The 21,937-nt window shown below is 59.9% G+C and carries 26 protein-coding genes and 1 pseudogene; 9 read left to right on the plus strand and 18 right to left on the minus strand.

Annotation, left to right across the window (positions count from 1 at the left end):
* Positions 1–43: 43 nt before the first annotated feature.
* The 6 genes from MNODULE_RS13055 (at position 44) to MNODULE_RS13080 (ending at position 4,621) form a co-directional block, all read left to right on the plus strand.
* Positions 44–226: a hypothetical protein gene (locus tag MNODULE_RS13055; protein ID WP_168060478.1), complete on the plus strand. Its 183-nt coding sequence runs from the start codon at positions 44–46 to the stop codon at positions 224–226.
* A 20-nt stretch (positions 227–246) separates the two neighbouring features.
* The gene (locus tag MNODULE_RS13060; RefSeq protein ID WP_168060480.1) at positions 247–633 is read left to right on the plus strand and encodes a nuclear transport factor 2 family protein; all 387 of its coding nucleotides are present in this window, start codon (positions 247–249) and stop codon (positions 631–633) included.
* A 26-nt stretch (positions 634–659) separates the two neighbouring features.
* Positions 660–1,241, plus strand: a complete 582-nt coding sequence (locus tag MNODULE_RS13065) for an NADPH-dependent F420 reductase (RefSeq protein ID WP_168060482.1) — start codon at positions 660–662, stop codon at positions 1,239–1,241.
* Positions 1,242–1,247: 6 nt separating this feature from the next.
* Positions 1,248–2,351 carry a glucose 1-dehydrogenase gene (locus tag MNODULE_RS13070; RefSeq protein WP_168060484.1) on the plus strand — a complete coding sequence of 368 codons (1,104 nt, stop codon included), beginning with the start codon at positions 1,248–1,250 and terminating at the stop codon, positions 2,349–2,351.
* Positions 2,352–4,199 carry a glycoside hydrolase family 15 protein gene (locus MNODULE_RS13075; RefSeq protein WP_168060486.1) on the plus strand — a complete coding sequence of 616 codons (1,848 nt, stop codon included), beginning with the start codon at positions 2,352–2,354 and terminating at the stop codon, positions 4,197–4,199.
* A gap of 140 nt (positions 4,200–4,339) precedes the next feature.
* Positions 4,340–4,621, plus strand: coding sequence for a hypothetical protein (locus MNODULE_RS13080; protein WP_168060488.1), 282 nt, complete (start codon positions 4,340–4,342; stop codon positions 4,619–4,621).
* A 17-nt stretch (positions 4,622–4,638) separates the two neighbouring features.
* Here MNODULE_RS13080 and MNODULE_RS13085 read toward each other — a convergent pair whose 3' ends face one another.
* Positions 4,639–5,649 (minus strand): GNAT family N-acetyltransferase, encoded by a 1,011-nt coding sequence (locus MNODULE_RS13085; RefSeq protein WP_168060490.1) that lies wholly within the window; start codon positions 5,647–5,649, stop codon positions 4,639–4,641.
* Positions 5,650–5,788: 139 nt separating this feature from the next.
* Between MNODULE_RS13085 and MNODULE_RS13090 the strand changes: the two genes are divergently transcribed.
* The 3 genes from MNODULE_RS13090 to MNODULE_RS13100 all read left to right on the plus strand — a co-directional run bounded on the left by MNODULE_RS13090 (position 5,789) and on the right by MNODULE_RS13100 (position 7,975).
* Positions 5,789–6,286, plus strand: coding sequence for a peroxiredoxin (locus tag MNODULE_RS13090; RefSeq protein WP_168060492.1), 498 nt, complete (start codon positions 5,789–5,791; stop codon positions 6,284–6,286).
* On the plus strand, positions 6,279–6,839 hold the full coding sequence (locus MNODULE_RS13095; protein ID WP_168060493.1) for a DsbA family protein: 561 nt from the start codon (positions 6,279–6,281) through the stop codon (positions 6,837–6,839). Before MNODULE_RS13090 ends, MNODULE_RS13095 begins: the two co-directional genes overlap by 8 nt.
* A gap of 128 nt (positions 6,840–6,967) precedes the next feature.
* On the plus strand, positions 6,968–7,975 hold the full coding sequence (locus MNODULE_RS13100) for an NADP-dependent oxidoreductase (protein WP_168060495.1): 1,008 nt from the start codon (positions 6,968–6,970) through the stop codon (positions 7,973–7,975).
* 13 nt (positions 7,976–7,988) lie between these two features.
* Here the strand turns inward: MNODULE_RS13100 and MNODULE_RS13105 are convergent, their stop codons facing one another.
* From MNODULE_RS13105 to MNODULE_RS13185, 17 genes and pseudogenes are all read right to left on the minus strand, one after another.
* Positions 7,989–8,219 carry an amphi-Trp domain-containing protein gene (locus tag MNODULE_RS13105; protein WP_168061166.1) on the minus strand — a complete coding sequence of 77 codons (231 nt, stop codon included), beginning with the start codon at positions 8,217–8,219 and terminating at the stop codon, positions 7,989–7,991.
* 82 nt (positions 8,220–8,301) lie between these two features.
* Positions 8,302–9,324, minus strand: coding sequence for a sodium:calcium antiporter (locus MNODULE_RS13110; protein WP_168060497.1), 1,023 nt, complete (start codon positions 9,322–9,324; stop codon positions 8,302–8,304).
* A 73-nt stretch (positions 9,325–9,397) separates the two neighbouring features.
* The gene (locus tag MNODULE_RS13115) at positions 9,398–9,988 is read right to left on the minus strand and encodes an exopolysaccharide biosynthesis protein (protein WP_168060499.1); all 591 of its coding nucleotides are present in this window, start codon (positions 9,986–9,988) and stop codon (positions 9,398–9,400) included.
* A gap of 254 nt (positions 9,989–10,242) precedes the next feature.
* Positions 10,243–10,950 carry a BamJ family beta-barrel-assembly machinery protein gene (locus MNODULE_RS13120; RefSeq protein ID WP_168060501.1) on the minus strand — a complete coding sequence of 236 codons (708 nt, stop codon included), beginning with the start codon at positions 10,948–10,950 and terminating at the stop codon, positions 10,243–10,245.
* A gap of 164 nt (positions 10,951–11,114) precedes the next feature.
* Positions 11,115–12,368: an RNA polymerase sigma factor gene (locus MNODULE_RS13125; protein WP_168060503.1), complete on the minus strand. Its 1,254-nt coding sequence runs from the start codon at positions 12,366–12,368 to the stop codon at positions 11,115–11,117.
* Between the two features lie 20 nt (positions 12,369–12,388).
* Positions 12,389–15,529: an efflux RND transporter permease subunit gene (locus MNODULE_RS13130; RefSeq protein ID WP_168060505.1), complete on the minus strand. Its 3,141-nt coding sequence runs from the start codon at positions 15,527–15,529 to the stop codon at positions 12,389–12,391.
* 95 nt (positions 15,530–15,624) lie between these two features.
* The gene (locus tag MNODULE_RS13135; RefSeq protein ID WP_202882205.1) at positions 15,625–16,806 is read right to left on the minus strand and encodes an efflux RND transporter periplasmic adaptor subunit; all 1,182 of its coding nucleotides are present in this window, start codon (positions 16,804–16,806) and stop codon (positions 15,625–15,627) included.
* A 161-nt stretch (positions 16,807–16,967) separates the two neighbouring features.
* Positions 16,968–17,324 carry a DUF1428 domain-containing protein gene (locus MNODULE_RS13140; protein ID WP_168060507.1) on the minus strand — a complete coding sequence of 119 codons (357 nt, stop codon included), beginning with the start codon at positions 17,322–17,324 and terminating at the stop codon, positions 16,968–16,970.
* A 30-nt stretch (positions 17,325–17,354) separates the two neighbouring features.
* Positions 17,355–17,711, minus strand: a complete 357-nt coding sequence (locus MNODULE_RS13145) for a YciI family protein (RefSeq protein ID WP_168060509.1) — start codon at positions 17,709–17,711, stop codon at positions 17,355–17,357.
* Positions 17,708–18,130 carry a VOC family protein gene (locus MNODULE_RS13150; RefSeq protein ID WP_168060511.1) on the minus strand — a complete coding sequence of 141 codons (423 nt, stop codon included), beginning with the start codon at positions 18,128–18,130 and terminating at the stop codon, positions 17,708–17,710. Before MNODULE_RS13150 ends, MNODULE_RS13145 begins: the two co-directional genes overlap by 4 nt.
* A 35-nt stretch (positions 18,131–18,165) precedes the next feature.
* On the minus strand, positions 18,166–18,588 hold the full coding sequence (locus tag MNODULE_RS13155; protein ID WP_168060513.1) for a YciI family protein: 423 nt from the start codon (positions 18,586–18,588) through the stop codon (positions 18,166–18,168).
* A 249-nt stretch (positions 18,589–18,837) separates the two neighbouring features.
* Positions 18,838–19,235, minus strand: a pseudogene (locus MNODULE_RS13160) (GFA family protein).
* 2 nt (positions 19,236–19,237) lie between these two features.
* Positions 19,238–19,606 (minus strand): YciI family protein, encoded by a 369-nt coding sequence (locus MNODULE_RS13165; RefSeq protein WP_168060515.1) that lies wholly within the window; start codon positions 19,604–19,606, stop codon positions 19,238–19,240.
* Between the two features lie 239 nt (positions 19,607–19,845).
* Positions 19,846–20,067, minus strand: a complete 222-nt coding sequence (locus MNODULE_RS13170; protein ID WP_168060517.1) for a YgiT-type zinc finger protein — start codon at positions 20,065–20,067, stop codon at positions 19,846–19,848.
* Positions 20,064–20,348 carry a DUF4258 domain-containing protein gene (locus tag MNODULE_RS13175; RefSeq protein ID WP_168060519.1) on the minus strand — a complete coding sequence of 95 codons (285 nt, stop codon included), beginning with the start codon at positions 20,346–20,348 and terminating at the stop codon, positions 20,064–20,066. Before MNODULE_RS13175 ends, MNODULE_RS13170 begins: the two co-directional genes overlap by 4 nt.
* 97 nt (positions 20,349–20,445) lie before the next feature.
* Complete coding sequence (locus tag MNODULE_RS13180; protein WP_168060520.1) at positions 20,446–21,420, minus strand: PD-(D/E)XK nuclease domain-containing protein; 975 nt, start codon at positions 21,418–21,420, stop codon at positions 20,446–20,448.
* Between the two features lie 25 nt (positions 21,421–21,445).
* Complete coding sequence (locus MNODULE_RS13185; RefSeq protein WP_168060522.1) at positions 21,446–21,934, minus strand: cupin domain-containing protein; 489 nt, start codon at positions 21,932–21,934, stop codon at positions 21,446–21,448.
* Between the last annotated feature and the right edge of the window lie 3 nt (positions 21,935–21,937).

Raw genomic sequence — 21,937 nt, forward strand, 5'->3', positions numbered from 1 at the left:
CATGCGCCGGAGGCTTTAAACCGGAAAAGGAACCGCCGCCGTTATGAACAATGTGGATGAGAACCTGGAGGTGATTCGGCGCGCCGACCGCGCCTGGAACGCAAGGGACTGGAGCACTTTTGAGCCGCTTCATAGGGTTGAAAAGATTTTCTATTACGACAGCCTGAGCGTCATGACACAACTCGGTCTCGTCCAAATCCCCGGAGGCGGAGCGAAGACGGCGTAAGGACCTTGTGGAGTGAAGAGATGACTCAATCATTAGAAGCAAACAAAAAAGTCGTCCGGGAATTTTATGATCTCGCCTTCAATCAAAAGAAGCCCGAGGAAGCGGTCGCAAAATACATGGGCCCCTACTACCGGCAGCACAATCCGATGGCGCCGGACGGTCCGGACGCGTTTATCGCCTTTGTCCGCGAATTTACAAAAGCCTTTCCTTCTCTGCGGGTTGATTTCAAGAGAGAGATCGCCGAAGGGGATCGGGTGGCGCTCCACAGCCATATGGTCCGAAAGCCGGACGACCGCGGCCTGGCGGTGGTCGATATTTTCCGGCTGGAAAACGGAAAGGTCGTCGAGCATTGGGACGTGATCCAAGAGGTTCCGGAGAAATCGGCGAACAACAACACCATGTTCTAGTCCGTCTTGAAAAATGGGAGAAACCTATGAAACCCAAAATCGGAATTATCGGAAAAGGGAATGTCGGGCACGCGCTCCTGCGGGGATGTGAGCGGGCGGGGTACGAGGCGAAGGCGGTGGGACACTACCTGAAAGGGGTGCAGGAGACCTCCGCTTGGGGAGAGGTGATCATTCTCGCCGTCCCCTTTGCCGCCCTCGACGAGACGCTGCGTGAAATGGGAGAAAATGTCAACGGGAAGCCGCTGGTCGACGTCACCAATGTCGTCACCGCCGACTTTCAGCTCGCCCTCGGCTGCACCACCAGCGGCGCGGAGGAATTGCAAAAGAAAGTCCCCTCGGCAAAAGTGATCAAAGCGTTCAATACTGTCTTTGCCGAACATATGTATCTCGGAAAGGTGAAGGACGAGCCGATCACCCTCTTCGCCGCGGGAGACGACGGGGAAGCGAAGGCGGCGGTCCTTCAATTGGGACGGGAGATCGGTTTCGACGCCGTCGACGCCGGCCCGCTTCAAAACGCCCGCTGGCTGGAGACCCTCGGCTACTTTCACATCCAACTCGGCTACGCTCTTAAAATGGGATCGGACGTCGAATTCAAGTTGATAAGGTAAATCATCATGAAAGCGGTCGCAGTTTATCCCGGAAAACCGAATTCGGCCCATCTCACCGAGGCCCCTCGGCCCGACCTCGAAAGTGTTCCGAACGGCCGGGGGGTCCTCGTGAAGGTCCTCCGGGTCGGCGTCGACGGCACCGACCGGGAAATCAATGAAGCGCTCTACGGCGCCCCGCCGCCGGGGGACGACTTCCTCATCATCGGACATGAGAGTTTTGGACAGGTCGAGGCGGTCGGGCCGAACGTCGCTGGCCTGAAACCGGGCGATTACGTCGTCGCCACGGTACGGCGGCCGGGCCGGAGCATTTACGACCGGATCGGTCTTTACGACTTCACTACCGACGAGGTCTACTACGAACGGGGGATCAACCTCCTTCATGGATATCTGGCCGAGTATTATGTCGATGATATGGACTACCTGATCGAAGTTCCTCCCTCGTTAAAAGAGGTCGGTGTGCTGCTGGAGCCGAGCACGGTGATGGAGAAGGGCTGGTCCCAGGCGACGGAGATCCAGCACCGCCTGAAGACCTGGCGGCCGCAGCGGGCGGCGGTCCTGGGGGCCGGAACGATCGGCCTGCTCGCCACCTTGATCCTCCGGCTGCGGGGGGTGGAGGTGACGACCTTCGCGCGAAAAAAGAAGCCCTACCTGAATGCCGATCTCGTCGAAGCGGTCGGGGCCCGGTATCTCTCGACCCGGGAGATCTCCCTCCGGGATGCGGCGGGACGGAATGGGCCGTTCGATCTTATGTTGGAGGCGACCGGTTATTCTCCCCTTGCTTTCGAGGCGATGGAGGCGCTGGGGAAAAACGGGGTATTGATTCTCTCCAGCGTGACCGGCGGGGAGCGGAAAAGCGAGGTCCCGGCCGATCGGATCAACCTGGGGTTCGTCCTGGGAAACAAGGTCGCCGTCGGGACCGTCAGCGCCAATCGCGAGCACTTCAAAACCGGCGTGCGCGACCTCGCTTGCGCCGAAGCGGCCTATCCCGGCTGGCTGGAACGCCTTCTGACCCACCCGGTGAAGGGGCTGGAAAACTACGGCCGCCTGTTTCAACTCCTGATCGAAGGGAAAGAGACGATCAAAATCTACTGCGACGTGGCGGATTTCTAGATGCCCTATCAACCGATTGAGAATTACGGCCTGATCGGCGACATGCACACCGCCGCGCTGGTCGGGATCGACGGATCGATCGACTGGTACTGCTTCCCCCACTTCGACTCCCCCTCCGTCTTCGCGGCGATCCTCGACGACCGGATCGGGGGGCGCTTCAAGATCGCCCCGGCCGAGCCGTCGGAGAAGATCCGGCCGCGGCAGGCCTATTGGCCCGACACCAACATTCTGGTGACCCGCTTCTACTCTCCCGATGGGGTCGGCGAGGTCACCGATTATATGCCGGTCGATTTGGATTGGGAAGGACACGGAACCCATCAGCTCGTTCGCCGCGTCCGGGTCGTCCGGGGAAGCATGCCCTTCCGGATGGAGTGCCGGCCCGCCTTCAATTACGCCCGGGACGAACACCGGACACATCTTCTCCCGGGGGGGGTCTGCTTCGAGTCCCCTCTGCTGACGCTGGGGCTGGCGACCGCCGTTCCGCTCACGCCCGACGGAAAAGGGGTCATCGCCGAGTTCCGCCTCCGGGAGGAAGAGAGCGTCACCTTTCTCCTGCAGGATACCGAGCTGGGACAGGGGTGCGGGATCGGGCTCTCCGAAAAAGAAGCGACGGCCCTTTTCAAGAAAACGGTCGACTACTGGCGGCGTTGGCTCTCCAAGTGCACCTACAGCGGCCGTTGGCGGGAGACCGTCCACCGCTCGGCGCTCGCCTTGAAGCTGATGACCTTCCGGCCGACCGGGGCGATCGTCGCGGCGCCGAGCTGCTCTCTGCCGGAAGTGATCGGAGGAAAACGGAATTGGGACTACCGGTACACCTGGATTCGGGACGCCGCCTTCACCCTCTACGCCCTGATGCGGATCGGCCTCACGGAGGAGGCGACGGCGTTCATGGGCTGGGTGGAGGCGCGCTGCGCAGAGCTGAAGCCCGACGGATCGCTCCAGATCATGTATGGAATCGACGGCCGCCATCACCTGATCGAAGAACATCTCGACCACCTCGAAGGGTACCGCGGGTCCCGCCCGGTCCGGATCGGCAACGGCGCCTACAACCAGATCCAGCTCGACATCTACGGGGAGCTGATGGATTCGGTCTATCTCTACAACAAATACGGCGCGCCGATCTCGTACGATTTCTGGCGGAGCCTCTGCCGATTGATGGATTATTTGGCCGAAAATTGGGACCAACCCGACGAGGGGATCTGGGAGGTCCGCGCCGGCCGGTACCACTTCGTCTACTCGAAGCTGATGTCGTGGGTGGCGTTCGACCGGGCGCACCGGCTTGCCGAGAAGCGCTCTTTTCCGGCCGACCGCTTGCGGTGGCTCACCTGCCGCGACACGATCTATCAAGAGATCATGACCCGCGGATGGAATGAGAAGCGGCAAACCTTCGTCCAGTATTACGGGGGAGAATCGCTCGACGCTGCGCTTCTGATGATGCCGCTTGTCTTTTTCACCTCCCCCGACGACCCGCGGATACGGAAAACACTCGACGCCATCCTCAAGTCACCCGAAGAGGGGGGGCTGGTCTCGAACAGCCTCGTCTACCGGTACAATATACGGGACCTGCCCGACGGATTCGACGACGTCGAGGGAACCTTCAATATTTGCACTTTCTGGCTGGTGGAGGCGATGGCCCGCGCCGGTCGCTTCGATCCGAAGAAACTCGACAGCGCCCGGCTGATTTTCGAGCAGATGCTCGGCTACGCCAACCATCTTGGGCTCTACGCCGAAGAGACCGGACCGGTCGGGGAAGCGCTCGGAAACTTTCCGCAGGCGTTCACCCATCTCGGCCTGATCAGCGCCGCGTTCAACCTTGACCGGGCGCTCGGAAGCGCCGATCGATCGTAGGGGCGTATTGCGATACGCCCCTACAAAAAAAGGTTCACCGCGCGAATGTCCGTTCACCCCCCCTTGAATCGGGATTGAACTTTCTCCTCCAAAAGTGTTACGCTTGATTTTGCGCTTTTGAATTGGAGTTGGAGGCGGAGATGTCTATCAAAGAAAAACTGAGCGAAGCGATCGATGAATTGAATCAGGCATCCGCGGCGGTCGAGAAACAGACGCAGATGGATTCGGAAGAAGCAGCGGATACGGAATGGCGAATCAGCTGTCTTCAGACGATGGTGCGTTATCTCTTGGCGAACTGCCGCGTGGAGAGCCTGCTTCGCGAGAGCCTGGGAGAGCGCGTTCGGACCCTTGAAAACGAGATGAAGTTCCTGCGCGAGCTCTCCGGACAGCCCTTCGATCCCCCTTCCGATCTCCCTTCGTAGCTTCAGCGGACCCCGCTTCAATCGGCGATGCCGGCTTCGGACGTCGGGACATCCAGGTTGAAGCGGTAACCCTTCACCGTCACCGCTTCAGACAGACGGAAGTCGAGTTCAGGATCCCGCACAAACCCCATTCGCTCATACATCCGCATCGCCACCCGCATCACGTCGCTTGTGTGCAGCGTCAGCGCCTGACTCCCCGACCGGCGCGCGCGCCGGATACACTCGCGCACAAGCGCAGCCCCGATCCCCGACCCCCTTGCCGCCGGCGCGACGGCCAACAAGCGCATCTCCGGCCACGCTCGCGTCATCGGGGGATTGTTCGGCGGAGAATAGACACTCCCGGCCGGGTACAATAGAATGGCGCCGACAATCATACCCTCGCGCTCCGCAACGATCTGCTCGGCCGGTTCGACGTTCGCAAGGGTGGCCGATATGCCCTGCCGGTAGCCTTCCCAATGGACCGGCATCTGCGCCGCGTACTCCTGAAAAGCGGCCAGCGTCACCTCCCGAATCGCCTCCCGGTCGCTCTCCTTTGCATCTCGAATGTGGAGTCTTTCGTCCTTCCGACCGACCCTCAAGTCCAGCATCATCGGCACGTAAACGATCCCCGATTTGCGGACCGGTTCAGATTGCCTGACAAAACCGAGCTTTTCATACACGCCGACAGCCGCAAGGGAGGCGTTCACGGTGAACCGTCTCGGATTCCCGGCGGCGAGACTCGCCCCCTTGGCCGTTTCCCAGAGCGCCCTTGCGATGCCGCGGCCCTGAAAATCTTTCGACACGAAGAGATGGAAGAGATGGCCGTTCTCTTTCACCGCAACCGCGCCGATGATCTTCCCACCCTCTTCGGCGACGTGATAACGACAGCCGGACGCAATGTACTTCCGGATCGATGCGGTATCCATCTCTTCGAGCAGCCGCTTGGCCGCCGCTTCGGTGAAGTCGGGTACAATGAACTCCCGCGCCAGCGCGCTGACAAGCGCGCTGATCGCGGGGGCGTCGTCAATGACGGCGGGTCGAATTTTCATTAAAGCCCTCACGAAGGGTATGCCGCCGCGCTCGGGTCGCTCCCCAAGTATTGTCCCGTAGAACCCATCGGCGTAGAATAAATATATACGGCATAAAAAATAAGATCCAGAATAAATTCAGGAAGCAAAGGAGGATACCATGGCTTCCCTCTCTTATCCTAACAAACCGGCCGTCGATTTCACCTTGCCGAACGGCGAGGCGCAGCCGGTCAAGCTGAGCGGCTATCGCGGCAAAAATGTCGTCCTCTCGTTCTACCCGGCCGACTGGTCCCCCGTCTGCACCAGCGAGCTGTCGCTCATACAAGAGGTTCTCGACGACATCCGCGGCTACAACGCCGAGGTCCTGGGGGTCAGCGTCGACAACACCTACTCGCATCGCGCCTGGGCCGAGCGCCAGCACTTGACCTTTCCGTTGCTGAGCGATTTCTGGCCCCACGGCGAGGTGGCCCGCCAATATGAGGTCTTTCGCGAAAAAGACGGGATTAGCGAGCGCGCCCTTTTCTTTATCGACGAAACGGGGATGCTCCGCGAGCGCTGGGTTTCCGAAGATCCCGCGATCGCCCCCGGCTTGAATATCATTTTCGATGCGCTCGAACGGATCCAGGGAGCGCGCCCGAAGGAGGCCCGTTATGCTTGACGACCAAATACAAAAGACGCCGATCACCGACGACGATTGGATTCTCGGCTCGCCCGACGCGCCGGTCACCCTTCTCGAATACGGCGATTTCGAATGCCCTTACTGCGGGATGGCCCATCCCGTGCTGCAAGCGCTGGTGGCCGACAACCCCGATGCGGTCCGGCTCGTCTACCGGCATTTCCCGATCACGAACATTCACCCCCACGCCCTGCCGGCGGCCGAGGCGGCCGAAGCGGCCGGCGCGCAAGGAAAATTCTGGGAGATGCACGACATGCTCTTCACCCATCAGGATCGGCTTGAAGATGAGGACCTGCTCGACTATGCCGACGCGATCGGCCTCGACCTCCACCGCTTCGACCGGGAGATGAAGACACATGCGCATCGGGAAGAGGTCAAGCAGGACTTCCGCCGGGGAATCCGAGACGGCGTCAACGGCACGCCGACTCTCTTCATCAATCGCCTCCGCTACGACGGGCCCCGAGACTACGAATCGATGACGGCCGCGATCGCCGCCGTCAGAGCGGCGATGCAGGACCGAAGGCGCGCGGCGTAGCCGGGACCGGCACATCCCCCGGCGTCTTGAGGTTGGTCTCATACAGGTGGATGATGAGATCAATCTGCGTCCGGAAACGAACGGCTCGGTGGGCCCTTACGGCCGCACCGAGATCAATGAGGTGCGTCATGATAAAAAAGAAAACAACGTTCAGAACACCCCGCATTCCTGAAACAATGCAGGCCGCCGCCATCGACCGGTTCGGTCCGCCGTCGGTCTTGACGCTGCATACCCTTCCGGTCCCGGAGCCGGGTCCGCATGAAGTGTTGATCGCGCTGCACGCCGCCGGCGTCGGCATCTGGGACGCGCGGATGCGGGACGGCGCCTGGTGGCCGACGGAAGATCCGGCTTTTCCGATCGTGCCGGGGACCGACGGCGCCGGGTTCATCGCGGCAAAGGGGGGGCGCGTCCGGCGTTTTGAGATCGGCGACCGGGTCTGGGCCTATGCGTATGCCAATCCGAAAGGAGGGTTCTACGCCGAATACGTGGCGGTCGACGCCGACGCCGTCGGGCATGCGCCGGAACGCTTGGATCTTCTGAAGGCCGGCGCGGCGGCGGTGACCGGCTTGACGGCGCTCCAGGGAATCGACGACGTCCTTCGCGTCCGCCCGGGAAAAACCGTGTTGATCTTCGGGGCCTCCGGCGCGGTCGGAACACTCGCCGTCCAGTTCGCGAAATACCGGGGCGCAACCGTTTTCGGCACGGCGACCGGACGTGATGCGACGCTGCTCGTCCGCCACCTCGGCGCCGACGGCGTGATCGATGCCCGAAGCGACGATGCCGTCGAGCGGCTTCGATCGCTGGCGCCCGAGGGGCTCGACGCCGTCCTGGGCCTCGCGGGAAGCCGGGCGCTCGATCGCTTTCTCGATCTCGTCCGCGCCGGGGGATGGGTCGCCTACCCCAACGGGGTGGAGCCTGAACCGAGGCCGCGCCCCAGCGTCCGCATCCGCGCCTATGACGCGGCGGCCGGTCCGCGTGAATTCGCGCGGCTGGCATCCGCCGTGGAAGAGGCCACGCTTCGCGTGCCGGTCTCGGAAGTCTATCCGCTGGCGCAGGCCGCCCAGGCGCATGAACGGCTCGAGAAGGGACATGTGCTGGGGAGGATTGCGCTGCGGATTCGCGGGGGACGTCGGTAACAGGGCAACAGAATCAAGAGCTCGTACTCTTCCAAAGGAGTTGGAACTCCAACTCATTCTCCGCCCCCTCGCGTTCGTGCTCGATGTTAAAAACGGCGTCGGCCGGGATGTGAAGTCGCTCGCCGGCGACTTGTATTGTGAAAGGCCGCTCCTTTTCCAAAGCATCCGCCAGGCGGCGAAGCTTTTCTACAAATTGCCGGCGGGTGTAGGTGCGTTCCAAGTCTCGAGATTTACGTCGCGGCATCATGAAGCTCCTTATTTACTATGTTTTCCGTTTTTCCGAAAGCGCCGTCCGCTCCCCCTTCTGTTTGCGGGCTGTTTGCGGGTCATCCGGCCGCGATCATGATCAGCAGCGTCGCCGCGTAGACCGAGAGGATCAGAAAGCTCTCGAACCCGATCTTGCCGATGCCGTAGGTCTCCCTGCGAACCATCCCGAGCAGCAGAATGGCGGTCATCCATATCGCAACCAGTCCCCACAAGAGCTGAAGCGACGAAATGTCGTGGTAGATCGATCCCCCGCGGTAGCCGAGATCGGCGGCGGCGATCACCAGCATGTTGAAGCAGTTCGTGCCGATGATGTTGCTGACCGCCAACGTGAGCGCCCCTTGGCGGATCGCCGCGATGGTCGTGACGAGTTCGGGGGAGGAGGTGGAAACGGCGGTGAGCACCCCCCCCGCCACGCTTTCTGAGAGCGCCGTTCGATCGGCGATCGTCTTCGCCGCTTCCATCAGGACCCACCCCGAGGCGGCGGTGATCGCCGTCAGTCCGGCGAATTTCAGCCACAGCGCCGACAATCCACCCCCGCCTCGCCCCGTCGCCGGCACATCCTCGATGGTCTGCCGCGTCATTCTGGGAGACCACATCGGCGCCCTCTGGGACCGCCGGACTAAGCGAAGCCCGAAGAGATACGCGATGACGATCAGCGGCGTCGCCGGATGAATCCTCCCGAAAGTGACGGAAGGAGCGGTCATCGCGATGAGCGGGATGGCCAGCAGCGCGATCGAGAGAGCGGCCTGCGTCAGGTTTGCCGCCGAGGCGGCTGCATGCTCCAGATTCGCCTTTCTGTAGATGATGTCTCCGACGCCGAGGAAGGCCAGGTTGACCGCAATGCTACCGAAGATATTGCTCATCGCAAGCTCGGGCCGTCCGTCGACCGCCGCGCTGAGGGTCGCGGCGAAGTCGGGAAGAGAGGTCGCGCCGGCGAGCAGGAGGGTGCCGATCATCGCCTCGCCGAGACCGGTTTTGTCGGCAAGCTCATCGGCGGTCCGGGAGAGAAATGTCCCGGCCATGGCGATGACGATCGCGGCGATTGAAAAGAGAGCGACGCCGGATGTCAGCGAATCGAGCATAGGTCCTCTCACGGTCGGGTGCGGCCACGTCGTTGCTCGATCTCAGAATCCGAGCCGCCCAAAGGCTTTCGGATCAAAACAGGTGATAAACGGCCAATCCGAAGGTGGCGGCCGTAAACAGGAAAGCAAGCAGCGCCAGGAGCCCGTCACGGGCGATCAGCGATAAACCGAAGGCGGTCAGGGCGGCGCCGGCGCCGTTGGCGCTGAAGGGGACCAGCTCCATGACCGGCATCGCGGCGGCGATGACGATGCATCCGATGGCGACGGCGTAGATTCCGGCCCCTTGGGTGAAGATCGTGAGGCGCGGCCGTAACAGGCGGTCGACGAACCGCGCCGGGCGCCGCAGCCACCCGAGCGCTTTGCAGAGCTTGTTCCGCGCCACGGACCGTTTCAGCAGCCAGCGCGGCAGCCAAATGTGTTCCCTGCGGAACAGCAATTGTCCCGCGGTCAATAAGACGAACACCGCCACGATCGTCGGCACCCCCGGAATATCGCCGATGATCGGTGCAAGGGTGACCAGGCCCGCCACAAGCAACAAGGGACCGAACGAACTCCGTCCCACCACATCCAAAATCGCGTCAAGAGAGACCCGATCATCATCCGCAGCCTTTTCGATCCGATCGAGCAGCTGCTCCAAATTCGTGAGTTTCCGATCTTTGCCCATGCGCTCCGGAAGACAACGCAATTCGAGGATCAGACAGTGCGTCGAGCATAAGATCACACCGCTGATTTCTATGTTAGCATTGATTTCCAGGAGGGATCAATTCCAGGCGGTGAAGAGAGCCGACGCGCCGGCCGGCAATTTGTAGGGGCGTATTGCAATACGCCCCTACAAACGAACCGTACGACGCGCGATGCGTGTTCATTAACGTCTAAAAAGGACTGTGGGGAACCGCTCCCCCAAATGGGACAGGGTCCTTATTGGGGTGTTTTTCCCGCTTCCTGAATCGAGAGCAGCTCCACTTCGAAAACCAGCGTCGCGTTCGGTCCGATCGCCTGTCCGGCGCCCCGGGGGCCGTAAGCCAGAGAGGGCGGAACCACGAGCTGCCACTTCGAGCCGACCGGCATCAGCTGCAGCGCCTCGGTCCAGCCGGGGATCACCCCTTCCACAGGAAAGCTGGCCGGCTCCCCCCGCTTGTGCGAACTGTCGAATTCGGTCCCGTCAATGAGCGTCCCTCGATAGTGGGTGACGACGGTATCGGTGGCCTTGGGCTTCTTCCCTTTACCGGCGGTGATGATTTTATACTGTAGGCCGCTGGGGAGGGTCACGACCCCCTTTTTCTTCTTGTTCTCATCAAGGAAGGCATTCCCTTCTTTCAGGTTTTTATCCCCGATCACTTTGGCCTGCGCGGCGACCTTGGCCTGCATCTCCTGTTGAAACGTCGCCATGACCTTCTGGATTTCCTCGTCGGTCAGAAGATGTTTTCCGGAGATCGCATCCTGGATCCCTTGCGACAGTAGTTTCGGGTCGACCTCGATCGACTGGTCTTTTAAATTTCTCCCGATATCCAATCCGATGCTGTAGCTGACTTTGTCCTTTTGCGTTTTAAGATCCGATTTATCGGCCGCGTAAACCGAAACGGACAGAAGTCCCAAACCAACAATTGCGATGAATCGAAATAACATACATGCTCCTTTGATTTGAATATTGATCCAGATGGCTTTTCTTTCATTTGCGCTCGTCTCGTAACCTGCGAATGCCGCATAAGCCGTAGGAATCCGGGCGCAACGGCCACTAGAATACTCCTTCTGAGCAAAATTAACAATTCCCTCCCTCCCCCAGTCCGGCCTCAGTCCGGCAGCTCCTCCAGCCGCCGTTGGAGAAACCGCCGTTCCGGCGCTTGCTGCGTGAGGGCAAGGGCCCGTTCGTAGGAGGCGCGGGCTTCCGCTGTTCTCCCCAGCCGGCGGCAGAGATCGGCCCGCGCCGAGTGCGCCAGGTGGTACTCCTCCAGCTCGCCGCTTGCAAGGAGAGCGTCGATGAGGGGGAGACCGGCCGATGGGCCGTCGCGCATCGCCACCGCCACGGCGCGGTTCAATTCAATGACGGGGGAGGGCTCCACCCGCAGCAGCACGTCGTAGAGTCCGACGATCTGGGCCCAGTCGGTCGCCGCGGCGGTCGGCGCCTCGGCATGGACCGCCGCGATCGCCGCTTGGAGCGTGTAGGGGCCGAACCGGCGCGACGACAAAGCCCGCTCCACCAGCGCCGTCCCCTCCGCAATTTGATCCCGGTTCCAGAGCGAGCGGTCCTGGTTGTCGAGCAGGATCAAATCCCCTTCCGGGGAGGCGCGCGCGGCGCGCCGCGACTCCTGAATCAGCATCAGCGCCAGAAGCCCCATCGCCTCGGGCTCCGGGAGCAACTCGATGAGAAGCCTTCCGAGCCGGATCGCCTCGCCCGAAAGGTCGTGCCGCGTCAGCGAACTCCCCGACGACGCCGAATAACCCTCGTTGAAAACCAGGTAGATGACACGAAGGACGGCGTCGAGCCGGTCGGGAAGATCGCGCTGCGACGGCACCTGATAGGGAATGCCCGCGTCCTTGATTTTTCTCTTGGCGCGGACGATCCGCTGCGCCACCGTGGGAGGGGCGGTCAGGAAGGCGCGGGCGATCTCTTCCGTCGTGAGGCCGCAGACTTCGCGCAGCGTCAGCGCGATCCGGGCGTCGGGGGGGAGGGCGGGATGGCTGCAGGTGAAAATCAGGCGGAGGCGGTCGTCCTCGACACTTTCATTTTCCCATCCGGACGTATCACTCGCGGCGGCCTCCAGACTCCTGGCGATCTCCCCGAGCGACGCGTCGAACCGGGCGCGCCGGCGCATCCCGTCGATCGCTTTGAAGCGGCCGGTCGAAATGAGCCACGCCGCCGGATTCTTCGGCACCCCCTCCCGCCGCCACTGCTCCACCGCCGCGGCGAAGGCGTCGTGCATCGCCTCCTCGGCCAAATCAAAATCGCCGAGCAGCCGGATCAGGGTGGCGAGGACGCGACGCGAGTCGGAGCGGTAAACACCGTCCACGACCTCGCGCATTTTTTCGGCTGCATCTTGACCCATCCGAATTCCAAACAGGCCGGTCAGGACTTCGCCGCCTCGACCGGTTGGAGCTGCGGCGCGGCGGTGCGGTCGGCGTGGTGCTGCTTGGCCATGAGCATGTAGAGCGACGGCACCACAAAGAGGGTAAAGATCGTCCCGATGATCATCCCGCCGACCAGGACCAGGCCGATCGAATTGCGCGCCGCGGCGCCCGGACCGCTGACCAGCGTCAGCGGGAAGTGGCCCGCGACGGTCGCCACAGAGGTCATCAAGACGGGGCGCAAACGGGTCATCGCCGCTTCTTTGACGGCCGACCGCTTGTCGGCGCCCCCCTCTTGAAGCTTGTTGGCGAATTCGACGATGAGGATGCCGTTTTTCGCGACCAGCCCGACGAGGGTCACCAGCCCGACCTGCGCGTAGATGTTCATCGTCGTGGTCCAACCGTCGGTCCAGTAGGGAAGATCGGGGTTGGGCATCTTCAGGACGGTGAAGATCAAGGCACCGAACATCGCCAACGGCACCGACCCCAGAAGGATCACCAGCGGGTCGCGGAACGAGTTGAACTGCACCGCGAGCACCAGGAAGATCAACAGAATCGCAAGCCCCAGCGCCGGAAGGAACTTCCCCCCTTCGGTGCGAAGCTGCCGCGATTCGCCGGTGTAGTTGATCGTGTAGCCGGGGGGCAAAATGTCGCGCGCGGCATTTTCGAGAACCTTCAGCCCTTCGTCGAGCTGGGCGGTCATTCCGGAAAGCTTGATCGCATTCATCTGCTGGAAGCGGTTGAGCGAGCGCGGCACCGTGCCGTCGCGGATGGTCGCGATCGCACTCAGCGGAATGAGCCGGTTGTCCGGTCCGGTGACGTAGATCTCTTTCAGTTGATCGGGATTGAGCCGATCGGCGCGCGCGATCTGCGGGATCACCTTGTAGGCGCGTCCCGCGATGTTGAAGCGGTTGACGTAGTCGCCGCCGAGCGCGGCGCCCAGATCGGCGCCGATCTGGGCGTTGTTCAGACCGAGGGTTGCGACCTTCTGATGGTCGATGACGATTTCCGACTGCGGCTGGTCGTATTTCAGGTCGATCTCCGGCGGGAAATAAAAAAGGCCGCTTTCCATCGCTTTCATCTGAAGCTGCTGCGCCGCTTCCAGCATCCGCTCCGGCTCGGCGGTCGACGCGATGATGAATTCGACCGGGAAGTTGCCGCCGCCCGGCAGCGCGGGGGGTCTGGCGGCGAAGATCTGCAAGCCGGGAATGGCGGAGAGCTTGCCCTGCACCTCGGGCAAGATCTGCGAGATGGAACGGTCGCGCTGCTCCCACGGTTTCACGACCATCCCGCTGAATCCGCCGACCCCCATCGCCGCGGCGAATGGATCCGAGGGGGACATGAGGATCTGAAAGGTCACATCCCGCTCGGGTGTCGAGAGAAACGCCTGCTCGGCGGCGCGGCCGAAATGGCTCTTCTGGTCCGCCGACGCGTTCGCCGCGTTGTTGATGATGCCGAACATGAACCCTTGGTCCTCCACCGGCGCCAGCTCTTTGGGTGAAAAGAGATACATCGGGACCGTCAGCAGGCTGAGGGCGATCCAGACGGTATAGACCGCGGGACGGGCCCGCATCGTCCGGTCGAGCATCCCCCCATACCCCCGGCGCAGACGGTCGAAGCGGTGATTGATCCAACCGGTGAAGCCGCGCTCTTCCCGGTCCGCGCCGCGGAGCAGTTTCGCCGCCATCATCGGCGAGAGCGTCAGCGCCACGATGCCGGAAATCGTGACGGCCCCCGCGAGGGTGAGGGCGAATTCGCGAAAGAGCGCCCCCGTGAAGCCCCCTTGCAGGCCGATCGGCGTGTAGACCGCGGCGAGGGTGATCGTCATCGCGATGACCGGCCCGATCAGCTCGCGCGCTCCGACCAGCGCGGCCTGGAACGGCGTGCGCCCTTCGCGCAGGTGGCGTTCGACATTCTCGACCACGACGATGGCGTCGTCCACGACCAGACCGACCGAGAGCACGATGGCGAGCAGCGTGAGCAGGTTGAGGGTGAAACCGAACGACTGCATCAAAAAGACGCTGCCGATGAGAGAGACAGGGATGGCGAGGATCGGCACCAGCGCCGATCGGAAGGAGCCGAGAAAGAAAAAGATGACGATGACGACAATGATCAACGTTTCGGTGAGGGTGCCGAGCACTTCGTGAATGGCGCTGCTGATGTACTCGGAAGCATCATAGGCGACCCTCCCCTCGAGACCCTTCGGCAGATCGCGCCGGATCGAATCGAGCTCCGCGCGGACCCGTTCGACCACGTCGATGGTGTTGGCGTGGGGGAGCGGAAAAATTCCGATGAAAATCGCCGTCTGTCCGGTAAAACGGACCTCCGTGTCGTAATCCTCCGCCCCCATCTCGACGTCGGCGACGTCCTGCAGCCGGACGATGGTATCGTTCTCCCGCCGGATGACAAGCTGTTTGAACTCCTCCACCGTGTGCAAGTCGGTGTTGGCGGTCAGATTGACCTGAACGAACGCCCCTTTCGTATTGCCGACGGCGGCGAGAAAGTTATTCGCCGCCAGCGCCGCGCGGATCTGCGCGGGGCTGACGTTCAACGCCGCCATCTGCGCCGGCTTCAACCAGACCCGCATCGCGAAGGTGCGGGCGCCGATGATCTCCGCCTTCTGCACCCCCGCGAGCGAAGCGAGGCGGGGCTGAATCGCGCGCACCACGTAATCGGTGATTTCACTCTGCGTCAGGGCGTCGGACGCAAAGCTCAGGTAAGCGGCCGCGAACTCCGAGTCGGCCGACTGCACGCTGATGGAAGGGACCTCCGCCTCCGCGGGCAGCTCGTTTCGAACCTGATTCACCTTCGCGGTGATGTCGGCGAGCGCGCGGGTGGCGTCGTAGTTGAGCTTCAGGCGCGCGGTGACGAGGGAGAGGCCGAGGAGACTTTTCGATTCGACGTAATCGATGCCGTCCGCGGAGGCGATCGAACGCTCGATCGCGGTGGTGATGAAACCGCGCACCACGTCGGCGCTGGCGCCGATGTAGACGGTCGCGATCGTCACCGAGGCGTTTTCGCTTCGGGGATATTGGCGGACGCTCAGCGTCTTCCAGGCTTGCAGGCCGGCGATGATGATCAGCACATTGACCACGATCGCGAGGACCGGACGGCGCACGAATATGTCGGTAAAGCCTTTCATAAATCGATCCTCTTAAAAGCGGGGGCCGGGGTCCGGTTAAAAGATTTTATTTAAAAATTCTTCTCCCCGACCCCTGACACCCGGCCCCTGTTTTCTTAGCTGTTGCCGGGCTTCGGCGTTAATGTGAAGGGGGGGGCCAGCGTGTTGTCGATGACCACCGACATCTCCGGCCGAAGCTTGAAAACGCCGGTGGAGACGACTCTCTCCCCGATTTTAAGGCCTTCGGTCACGACGACAAAGTCCCCCTGTCGCGCGCCGAGGCGGACGAACTGCTGCCGGACAACGAGCGGTTTCGCTCCGCCCGGACCGGCCGGTCCCTCTTCAATGACAAAAACAGAGTCGCCGAAGGGGGCGTGAACCACCGCGGTCGCCGGAATGAGCAACACCTTTTCCGACCGCGCGAGAATCATCTCGACCGAGACGAACATGCCGGGCCGCAGCCGGCCGCCGGGATTGGCCAAGGTCGCCTGGACCCGGACGTTTCTCGTCGCGGGATCGATCTCCGGATTCACCGCCGTGATCTTCCCCTCGAACGATTGCTTTGGAAAAGCGTCGGACGCCACGGCCACCTTCAGCCCTTCGACCGGATCGCCCAATTGCTGCTGCGGCAATGAGAAATCGACGTAAACCGGATCGAGGGAGTGAAGCGACACCACCGGGCTCCCTCTCTGGAGAAGCTGCCCGACGCTGATCTGCCGGATGCCGAGCTTGCCGGAGAAGGGGGCGCGCACCGTCTTCTTGGCGATGACCGCCCGGATGTTGTCCAATTGGGCGTCGGCCTGCTTGAGGTTGCTGGCGGCCGAATCATACTGGGCCTGGGAGATGCCGTCGCTTTCGATAAGCTCTTTGGCCCGTTTGAAGGAGAGGCGCGCCAATTCGGCCGCCGCTTCGGCCGCGCGCAGCTGCGTCTGCTCGATGTCGACGTCGAGCTGCGCCAGCAGATCACCGGCCTTCACCACGGCGCCCGCATCGAACGCGATCTCGCGGACGATCCCCTCGGATTCGGCCCGGACCACCGTTCCCTGAACGGCCATGACCGTTCCGACCGAGGAAACGCGCGGCTGCCACTGCTCTTCGCGCACCTCGGCGGCATTAACCCGCTCGGGCGGCATGACCTGTTGGGCGGCGGCGTCCCCCATCGCCTTGAACTGGAGCGCCTTCATCCCGATGAGGCCGCCGGCAATCGGCAGGACGATCACCACGCCGAGAATGACCCAACGGAGTCGCTTCAGGCTCCCTTCCCGGTCGCCGCGCCCTCCGTTTCTTGTATCCATCATCGATGTTCTCCTTTGCTTGTTGCACGCCGCCGCTCGCTTTCGCGGATCATGTCGGACGTTGTTTCCCACCTCATCTCATTGTTTCTACATTCTATCATCGTTCTGCGACGACCGGAATGAATATTAAATTTCATCCCAGGGGAATTCACCCTTTCGCCTTCTCAGAGGTCGACCAAGGCCTTAAACCCGCCGTAGGTCATCCGTTTGAAATCAAAAGGCATCGCCTTGGGGTCCATATGTAGGCGCGGGTCTTTCATCACTTTGGCGTTGACGCTGTCGCGATGCGCGCGCGATTTGTAAACGATCCACGCGAAGACCACCGTCTCACCCGGCTTCAGCTTGACCAGACGGGTGAACGGCACCCCCATCTGCACCTTCAGGTCGTCTCCGGCGCATTCCCGGTATTCCAGAGCGCCGTACTCCCGCCAGATCTTCCCCGCCTTCTGAGCGATCCGGCGGTAAGCTTGCAGGTTTTTCTTCGGGATCGGTATGACAAAACCGTCGACATACTTCGCCATATGCGTTTCTCCTTTAATGGGTTATAGAGGTTATTCCGTCGGCAAGCCCGGCATCTCGATCACCGGCCGGACCTCGACCGTCCCTTTGCGCGCCATCGGAATCCGCTCGGCGATGGCGATCGCTTCGTCGAGATCCTTTGCGTCGACGAGGAAGTAGCCGCCCAGCTGTTCGCGCGTCTCGGCGAACGGCCCATCGGTCACCAGACGTTTTCCGTCGCGGACCCGGACGCTGGTCGCCATCGAGATCGGATGCAACGGATTGGCGGAGAGGTATCGCCCGTTCGATTTTAAATCGTGCGCGAGTTGCGTCGATTCCTTGTAACACGCCTCCCGCTCGGTCTCGCTCAACGTTTTTTCCTCAAGGTAAATCAGCAACATGTATTTCATCTCGATCCCTCGTTAGCCTGGTTGATCGCGCTCGGCTCCATGAAGAACGGCTCCCAGATGTGGCCGTCGAGATCTTGAAACCCATGCGCGTACATAAAGCCGTGGTCTTGCGGCTCCTTGTAAGTCGTTCCCCCGGCGGCGACCGCCCTGCGGACGATTTCATCGACTTTCTCCCGGCTCTCCAACGATAAAGCGAGGAGCACTTCGGTGCTTTTGGTCGCATCGCAAACCGGTTTCGGCGTAAAGCTCTTAAACTTCTCTTCGGTCAAGAGCATCACGAAGTTCTCCTCGCTCACGATCATGCAGGTCGCCGTCTCGTCGGTGAATTGGGGGTTGAAGGTGAAGCCGAGGTGGGTAAAAAAGTCAATCGACTTCTTGAGATCTTTGACCGGTAGATTCACGAAAATTTTCGTCGCCATCTTCTCTCCTTTCGATCCCTTCTTCATCTCCCCGGTTACTTCTTCCGCGGAAGAACCGTCTTTATTTTCCGATGCCGCTCCACCGCCTCGCTCGGCTCGAAGTCCTCCAGCTCGAAGAACCGGCGAACCTCGATCTCCGTCTCCGCCCCTTCGCCGTGCGGGTTGGGGAAGCGCTTGGCCCATTCGACCGCCTCTTCCCGCGACTTTACATTGATGATCGTGTAGCCGGCGATCATCTCTTTTGTTTCGGTAAAGGGGCCGTCGACCACGGTCCGTTTGTTTCCGGAATATTTGATTTTGAACCCCTTCGCGCTTGCCTGCAAGCCGGCGCCGTCGACCAGGACGCCGGCCTTCGCCAGCTCCTCGTGGTAGGTCGCCATCTCGGCGATGAGCTTCTCCTCCGGCATCACGCCGGCCTCCGAGTCTTTGCTCGCCTTGACGATGATCATGTATCGCATCTTCATTCTCCTTTTGGGTTAGAGTTTGAACCCGGCTCTTGGATGGTTCCGTCCGGAAGAAGCCTACGCTTCATGTTTCATTATCTAGTCGTTGGGCGGGGCCAAAATCGACAATTTTCCTCTTCTAAGTTATTCAAGCTTTCCGCGAGTTTATCGATACCGTTAAAATACAGAGGCTCCGGCTCGCTGTCCAGCATAAAGATCATTCCATCCCTCAGACCGCTTCGGGACGGCTCCGCGCCGGATTGCTTACAGGTGCCGGGTCTCCGCCGGGGGGGAGTGGTAGTTGTCGTGCCGTCCGTCGAAGTAGATGATCGGCGCATTGACCAGCTCATCGATATCGACGTCATCGAGGCAATAGACCCGGGCGACGTAGAACTTGCCGCCGCGTTCGGGAGCGTCTCCCCACGCGAAAGGACGGACGCCGCAATGTTTGCAGAAAACATGGTGAATGTTGTCGGGTTGATAGTCGATGAGATCGGCTTCTCCCGCGAGCAGCCGAAGGTGCCCGGTTTCACCTCCGCCCCCCACAACCGCGTTTTGGTGCACATCTCGCAGTTGCACTTGAAGGTCCCCTCGCTCAGATCGATTTCCGCTTCGAAACGGACCGCGCCGCAGTGGCAGCTTCCGGTGTATTTCTTTTTCATTCTCACGCTCCAAGCAACGTGTGGTTTGATTCGCCGATCGGCCGGACTTCGACGCTCCCCAGGCGCGCCGGCGGAATTTTCGAGGCGACCTGGATCGCCTCGTTCAGGTCCCGGGCATTGATGAGGACGAACCCGCCGAGCTGTTCCTTTGTTTCGGCGAAGGGGCCGTCCATGATCGACACCCTTCCCTTCCGGACCCGGACGGTGGTGGCGGACTGAATCGGTTCGAGGACTTGGCAGGCAATGGCATGCCCGCTCTTCTTGAGTTGCACGTCGCAGGCCAGGCACTCCTCCATAAAGGCGTCCAATTCGCTTTTGGACATCGCTTCCAGTTTCTTTTCATCGAAATAGATCAGGCAGATATATTTCATGGCTTGCTCCAAATTGTGACGTATCGTCTATGAACATTCAATAGTCGTCGGAGGGGCTGAAAATCGACAAATGGGCTATGTGTTGAGGGATTTTTAAATGGATCATCGAAAAGCTGGGGACTGTCAGGTCGGTTCGGTCTGGTAGGGGCGGCCCTCTGTGGCCGCCCGCATTGATTGAATCTGGATGAAGACAAGGGCAGGCACGGAGGCCTGCCCCTACAAAGCCAAGGGGAACAGATTTATAGTGTCACGACTTCCACTTCGATACGCTCCTTTACCTCATGTGAGGTTTCAAGAAGCCGATCGATTTCATCCAGGGTCTTTGCGTGAAAGTATCGCTCTCCGCATTCGGAGCAGACCTCTGCTTCCACATTTTCAACGATATACAATCTGCCGTGAAGCCAGTGCTGTTTTTTTACTTTCTTCTTTGCTGTTTGTCCGCCACAAAATTCGCAAGTCATGTTTCTTCCCCTAATGCATATGTTGTTATTATAACAAGGTTTCCCTCTTCATTGAACCTACAAATAACATGAATGGGTCTTCCGTCCTTCGACGGCCCTCCGATCCGGTATCTTGTTCCTCTCTGATCCTTTGTGAATCTTTTCTCAACCCTTCCTTTTTGGATGGCATTCTCGACATCGTCCCGTCCCAACCGATCATCCAGCATTTCATCTTCGGCATGGGATGAGAGATAATATTCCCTATCAATGACCTTCTGTCGGATTCTCTGTATTGTCGTCATTCGTTGGTGCCTAACCCCTAAGAATAAGGGTTTTCTGATTAATAGGGTAGGAAAGGGGACAGATTTATTTCTTGCTCTCTATCGACTGTTAATGCTATCAGGTCTTCACACCAGGCACAATGACAACTGCCGCAACAGGATCAAGAGACTCGAGTGCACGTACAAACGATGAATCAATAAGTCGATTTGCTTTATTGTATAAAAAGTAAACCAAATGTCGGTAATTAGTCATTGTTGCGAAGTACCCTACAAAATCGATCATGAGTTGCTCTTGTAGAGCTTTGAGATTGGTTGAACTCGTAATGACTTTGACTTCTATGATAGTTGAAAGAGAAGGGATGCCGAAGTCATTCTGATAGTGTTTGAGGCCAAATCTTCCCAATATTTCTTCATCTACCAGATCTGAATAGTGAGAACGAAGAATAGTCCATAAAACACGTTGTACGTCTTTCTCATCTTGGAGTTCGCGTTTCAAATATGTGTTGTCACGTTTCAGTGTATAGGGAAAAGTTTCCAAAATACGGAGTAAACCTTCGATAGCAGGAATTTCATATGCTCGCAGATGAGAAAATTCAACCTTGGTTTGTCCGTACGTTTCGAGACCAATATGTCCCTCATCAAACCAATTATCTCTAGCTTGAAGGACAGTAACCCCCGAGCTTTTAAGAGTAATGGTGTCACCAATGAATTCGACTCGGAGGTGGTATGGCTCCTCATAGCGAATATCTCTTCGAAGCCCGGCAAGTGCAATAGCAACGGAAACGGCTCTATCAATCGACTGGACATACTTGACTATCGCAAAGTGACGGCTGTAACCTCCAACGCCTGCGTAATAACAACCGCTCGGACCGTATCTAAAAACTAGCCTCCCACTATCATCACCCCCTTGGGCAACTCGTACTGTACCCTCAATTGCACCGTCTCGCACTTGCTTATCACATATAAAAAAATTAAATGAGTTAGGGGAAACATCTGTTGGGCGATGAATAAAGTCAGCCTCACGTTTGCTCCAGTTACCGGAAATGGAGGTCCATTGAGATGAGGTCAGATCAATCCCGCTAAACTTTGCCATGAAGTCTCTTTCCTAATTAAATGTTTCATTCCTCGCCAGCATAGTAGTCTAACTTCTCAGCACCCTCCGGCTGAATCACCCTATGCTCCGGCGAGCGCACCAGCCACTTCCCGCTGTCGGGATAGTGGCATGACTCGCCGATCGGGTTGTCCGCGACAACATAGAGAACCAGATCCTCAGAACCGTTATTGATTAGCTGATGCGGCTGGCCCGGCTCGAAGAGAAAGGCGTCGCCCGCTTCGATGGGAGTCATCCCTTCCTGATGCCGGACCTGTCCCGCGCCGGAGATCACATGATAAAATTCCCACTGCGCGCTGTGCGAGTGATAAGGAGAGTGGATCTTTCCAGGAGGAAGGCGGCACAACTCCACATCGAAGGGATGCCGCTCCTTCAAATCCGTAGATGATGGCTTGCGCCCCAACGCGATCGAAATTTCTTTGCTCGCCCCGCCGAACTTCCCTCTCGGCGACGACCAGGTTTCATCAGGAATATCTTTCAGATTCACCTTACGCATCGT

Source organism: Candidatus Manganitrophus noduliformans, assembly GCF_012184425.1.
Taxonomy (GTDB): domain Bacteria; phylum Nitrospirota; class Nitrospiria; order SBBL01; family Manganitrophaceae; genus Manganitrophus; species Manganitrophus noduliformans.

Excerpts from the sequence above, each read along its gene's own strand:
- MNODULE_RS13135 (WP_202882205.1), bottom strand. The coding sequence starts at position 16,806 with ATGATGGATACAAGAAACGGAGGGCGCGGCGACCGGGAAGGGAGCCTG.
- MNODULE_RS13075 (WP_168060486.1), top strand. The coding sequence starts at position 2,352 with ATGCCCTATCAACCGATTGAGAATTACGGCCTGATCGGCGACATGCAC.
- MNODULE_RS13115 (WP_168060499.1), bottom strand. The coding sequence starts at position 9,988 with ATGGGCAAAGATCGGAAACTCACGAATTTGGAGCAGCTGCTCGATCGG.
- MNODULE_RS13085 (WP_168060490.1), bottom strand. The coding sequence starts at position 5,649 with ATGAAAATTCGACCCGCCGTCATTGACGACGCCCCCGCGATCAGCGCG.
- MNODULE_RS13130 (WP_168060505.1), bottom strand. The coding sequence starts at position 15,529 with ATGAAAGGCTTTACCGACATATTCGTGCGCCGTCCGGTCCTCGCGATC.
- MNODULE_RS13090 (WP_168060492.1), top strand. The coding sequence starts at position 5,789 with ATGGCTTCCCTCTCTTATCCTAACAAACCGGCCGTCGATTTCACCTTG.
- MNODULE_RS13105 (WP_168061166.1), bottom strand. The coding sequence starts at position 8,219 with ATGCCGCGACGTAAATCTCGAGACTTGGAACGCACCTACACCCGCCGG.
- MNODULE_RS13110 (WP_168060497.1), bottom strand. The coding sequence starts at position 9,324 with ATGCTCGATTCGCTGACATCCGGCGTCGCTCTCTTTTCAATCGCCGCG.
- MNODULE_RS13100 (WP_168060495.1), top strand. The coding sequence starts at position 6,968 with ATGATAAAAAAGAAAACAACGTTCAGAACACCCCGCATTCCTGAAACA.
- MNODULE_RS13095 (WP_168060493.1), top strand. The coding sequence starts at position 6,279 with ATGCTTGACGACCAAATACAAAAGACGCCGATCACCGACGACGATTGG.
- MNODULE_RS13065 (WP_168060482.1), top strand. The coding sequence starts at position 660 with ATGAAACCCAAAATCGGAATTATCGGAAAAGGGAATGTCGGGCACGCG.
- MNODULE_RS13185 (WP_168060522.1), bottom strand. The coding sequence starts at position 21,934 with ATGCGTAAGGTGAATCTGAAAGATATTCCTGATGAAACCTGGTCGTCG.
- MNODULE_RS13060 (WP_168060480.1), top strand. The coding sequence starts at position 247 with ATGACTCAATCATTAGAAGCAAACAAAAAAGTCGTCCGGGAATTTTAT.
- MNODULE_RS13180 (WP_168060520.1), bottom strand. The coding sequence starts at position 21,420 with ATGGCAAAGTTTAGCGGGATTGATCTGACCTCATCTCAATGGACCTCC.
- MNODULE_RS13150 (WP_168060511.1), bottom strand. The coding sequence starts at position 18,130 with ATGGCGACGAAAATTTTCGTGAATCTACCGGTCAAAGATCTCAAGAAG.
- MNODULE_RS13140 (WP_168060507.1), bottom strand. The coding sequence starts at position 17,324 with ATGGCGAAGTATGTCGACGGTTTTGTCATACCGATCCCGAAGAAAAAC.
- MNODULE_RS13170 (WP_168060517.1), bottom strand. The coding sequence starts at position 20,067 with ATGACTTGCGAATTTTGTGGCGGACAAACAGCAAAGAAGAAAGTAAAA.
- MNODULE_RS13080 (WP_168060488.1), top strand. The coding sequence starts at position 4,340 with ATGTCTATCAAAGAAAAACTGAGCGAAGCGATCGATGAATTGAATCAG.
- MNODULE_RS13175 (WP_168060519.1), bottom strand. The coding sequence starts at position 20,348 with ATGACGACAATACAGAGAATCCGACAGAAGGTCATTGATAGGGAATAT.
- MNODULE_RS13145 (WP_168060509.1), bottom strand. The coding sequence starts at position 17,711 with ATGAAATACATGTTGCTGATTTACCTTGAGGAAAAAACGTTGAGCGAG.
- MNODULE_RS13070 (WP_168060484.1), top strand. The coding sequence starts at position 1,248 with ATGAAAGCGGTCGCAGTTTATCCCGGAAAACCGAATTCGGCCCATCTC.
- MNODULE_RS13155 (WP_168060513.1), bottom strand. The coding sequence starts at position 18,588 with ATGCGATACATGATCATCGTCAAGGCGAGCAAAGACTCGGAGGCCGGC.
- MNODULE_RS13125 (WP_168060503.1), bottom strand. The coding sequence starts at position 12,368 with ATGGGTCAAGATGCAGCCGAAAAAATGCGCGAGGTCGTGGACGGTGTT.
- MNODULE_RS13120 (WP_168060501.1), bottom strand. The coding sequence starts at position 10,950 with ATGTTATTTCGATTCATCGCAATTGTTGGTTTGGGACTTCTGTCCGTT.
- MNODULE_RS13055 (WP_168060478.1), top strand. The coding sequence starts at position 44 with ATGAACAATGTGGATGAGAACCTGGAGGTGATTCGGCGCGCCGACCGC.
- MNODULE_RS13165 (WP_168060515.1), bottom strand. The coding sequence starts at position 19,606 with ATGAAATATATCTGCCTGATCTATTTCGATGAAAAGAAACTGGAAGCG.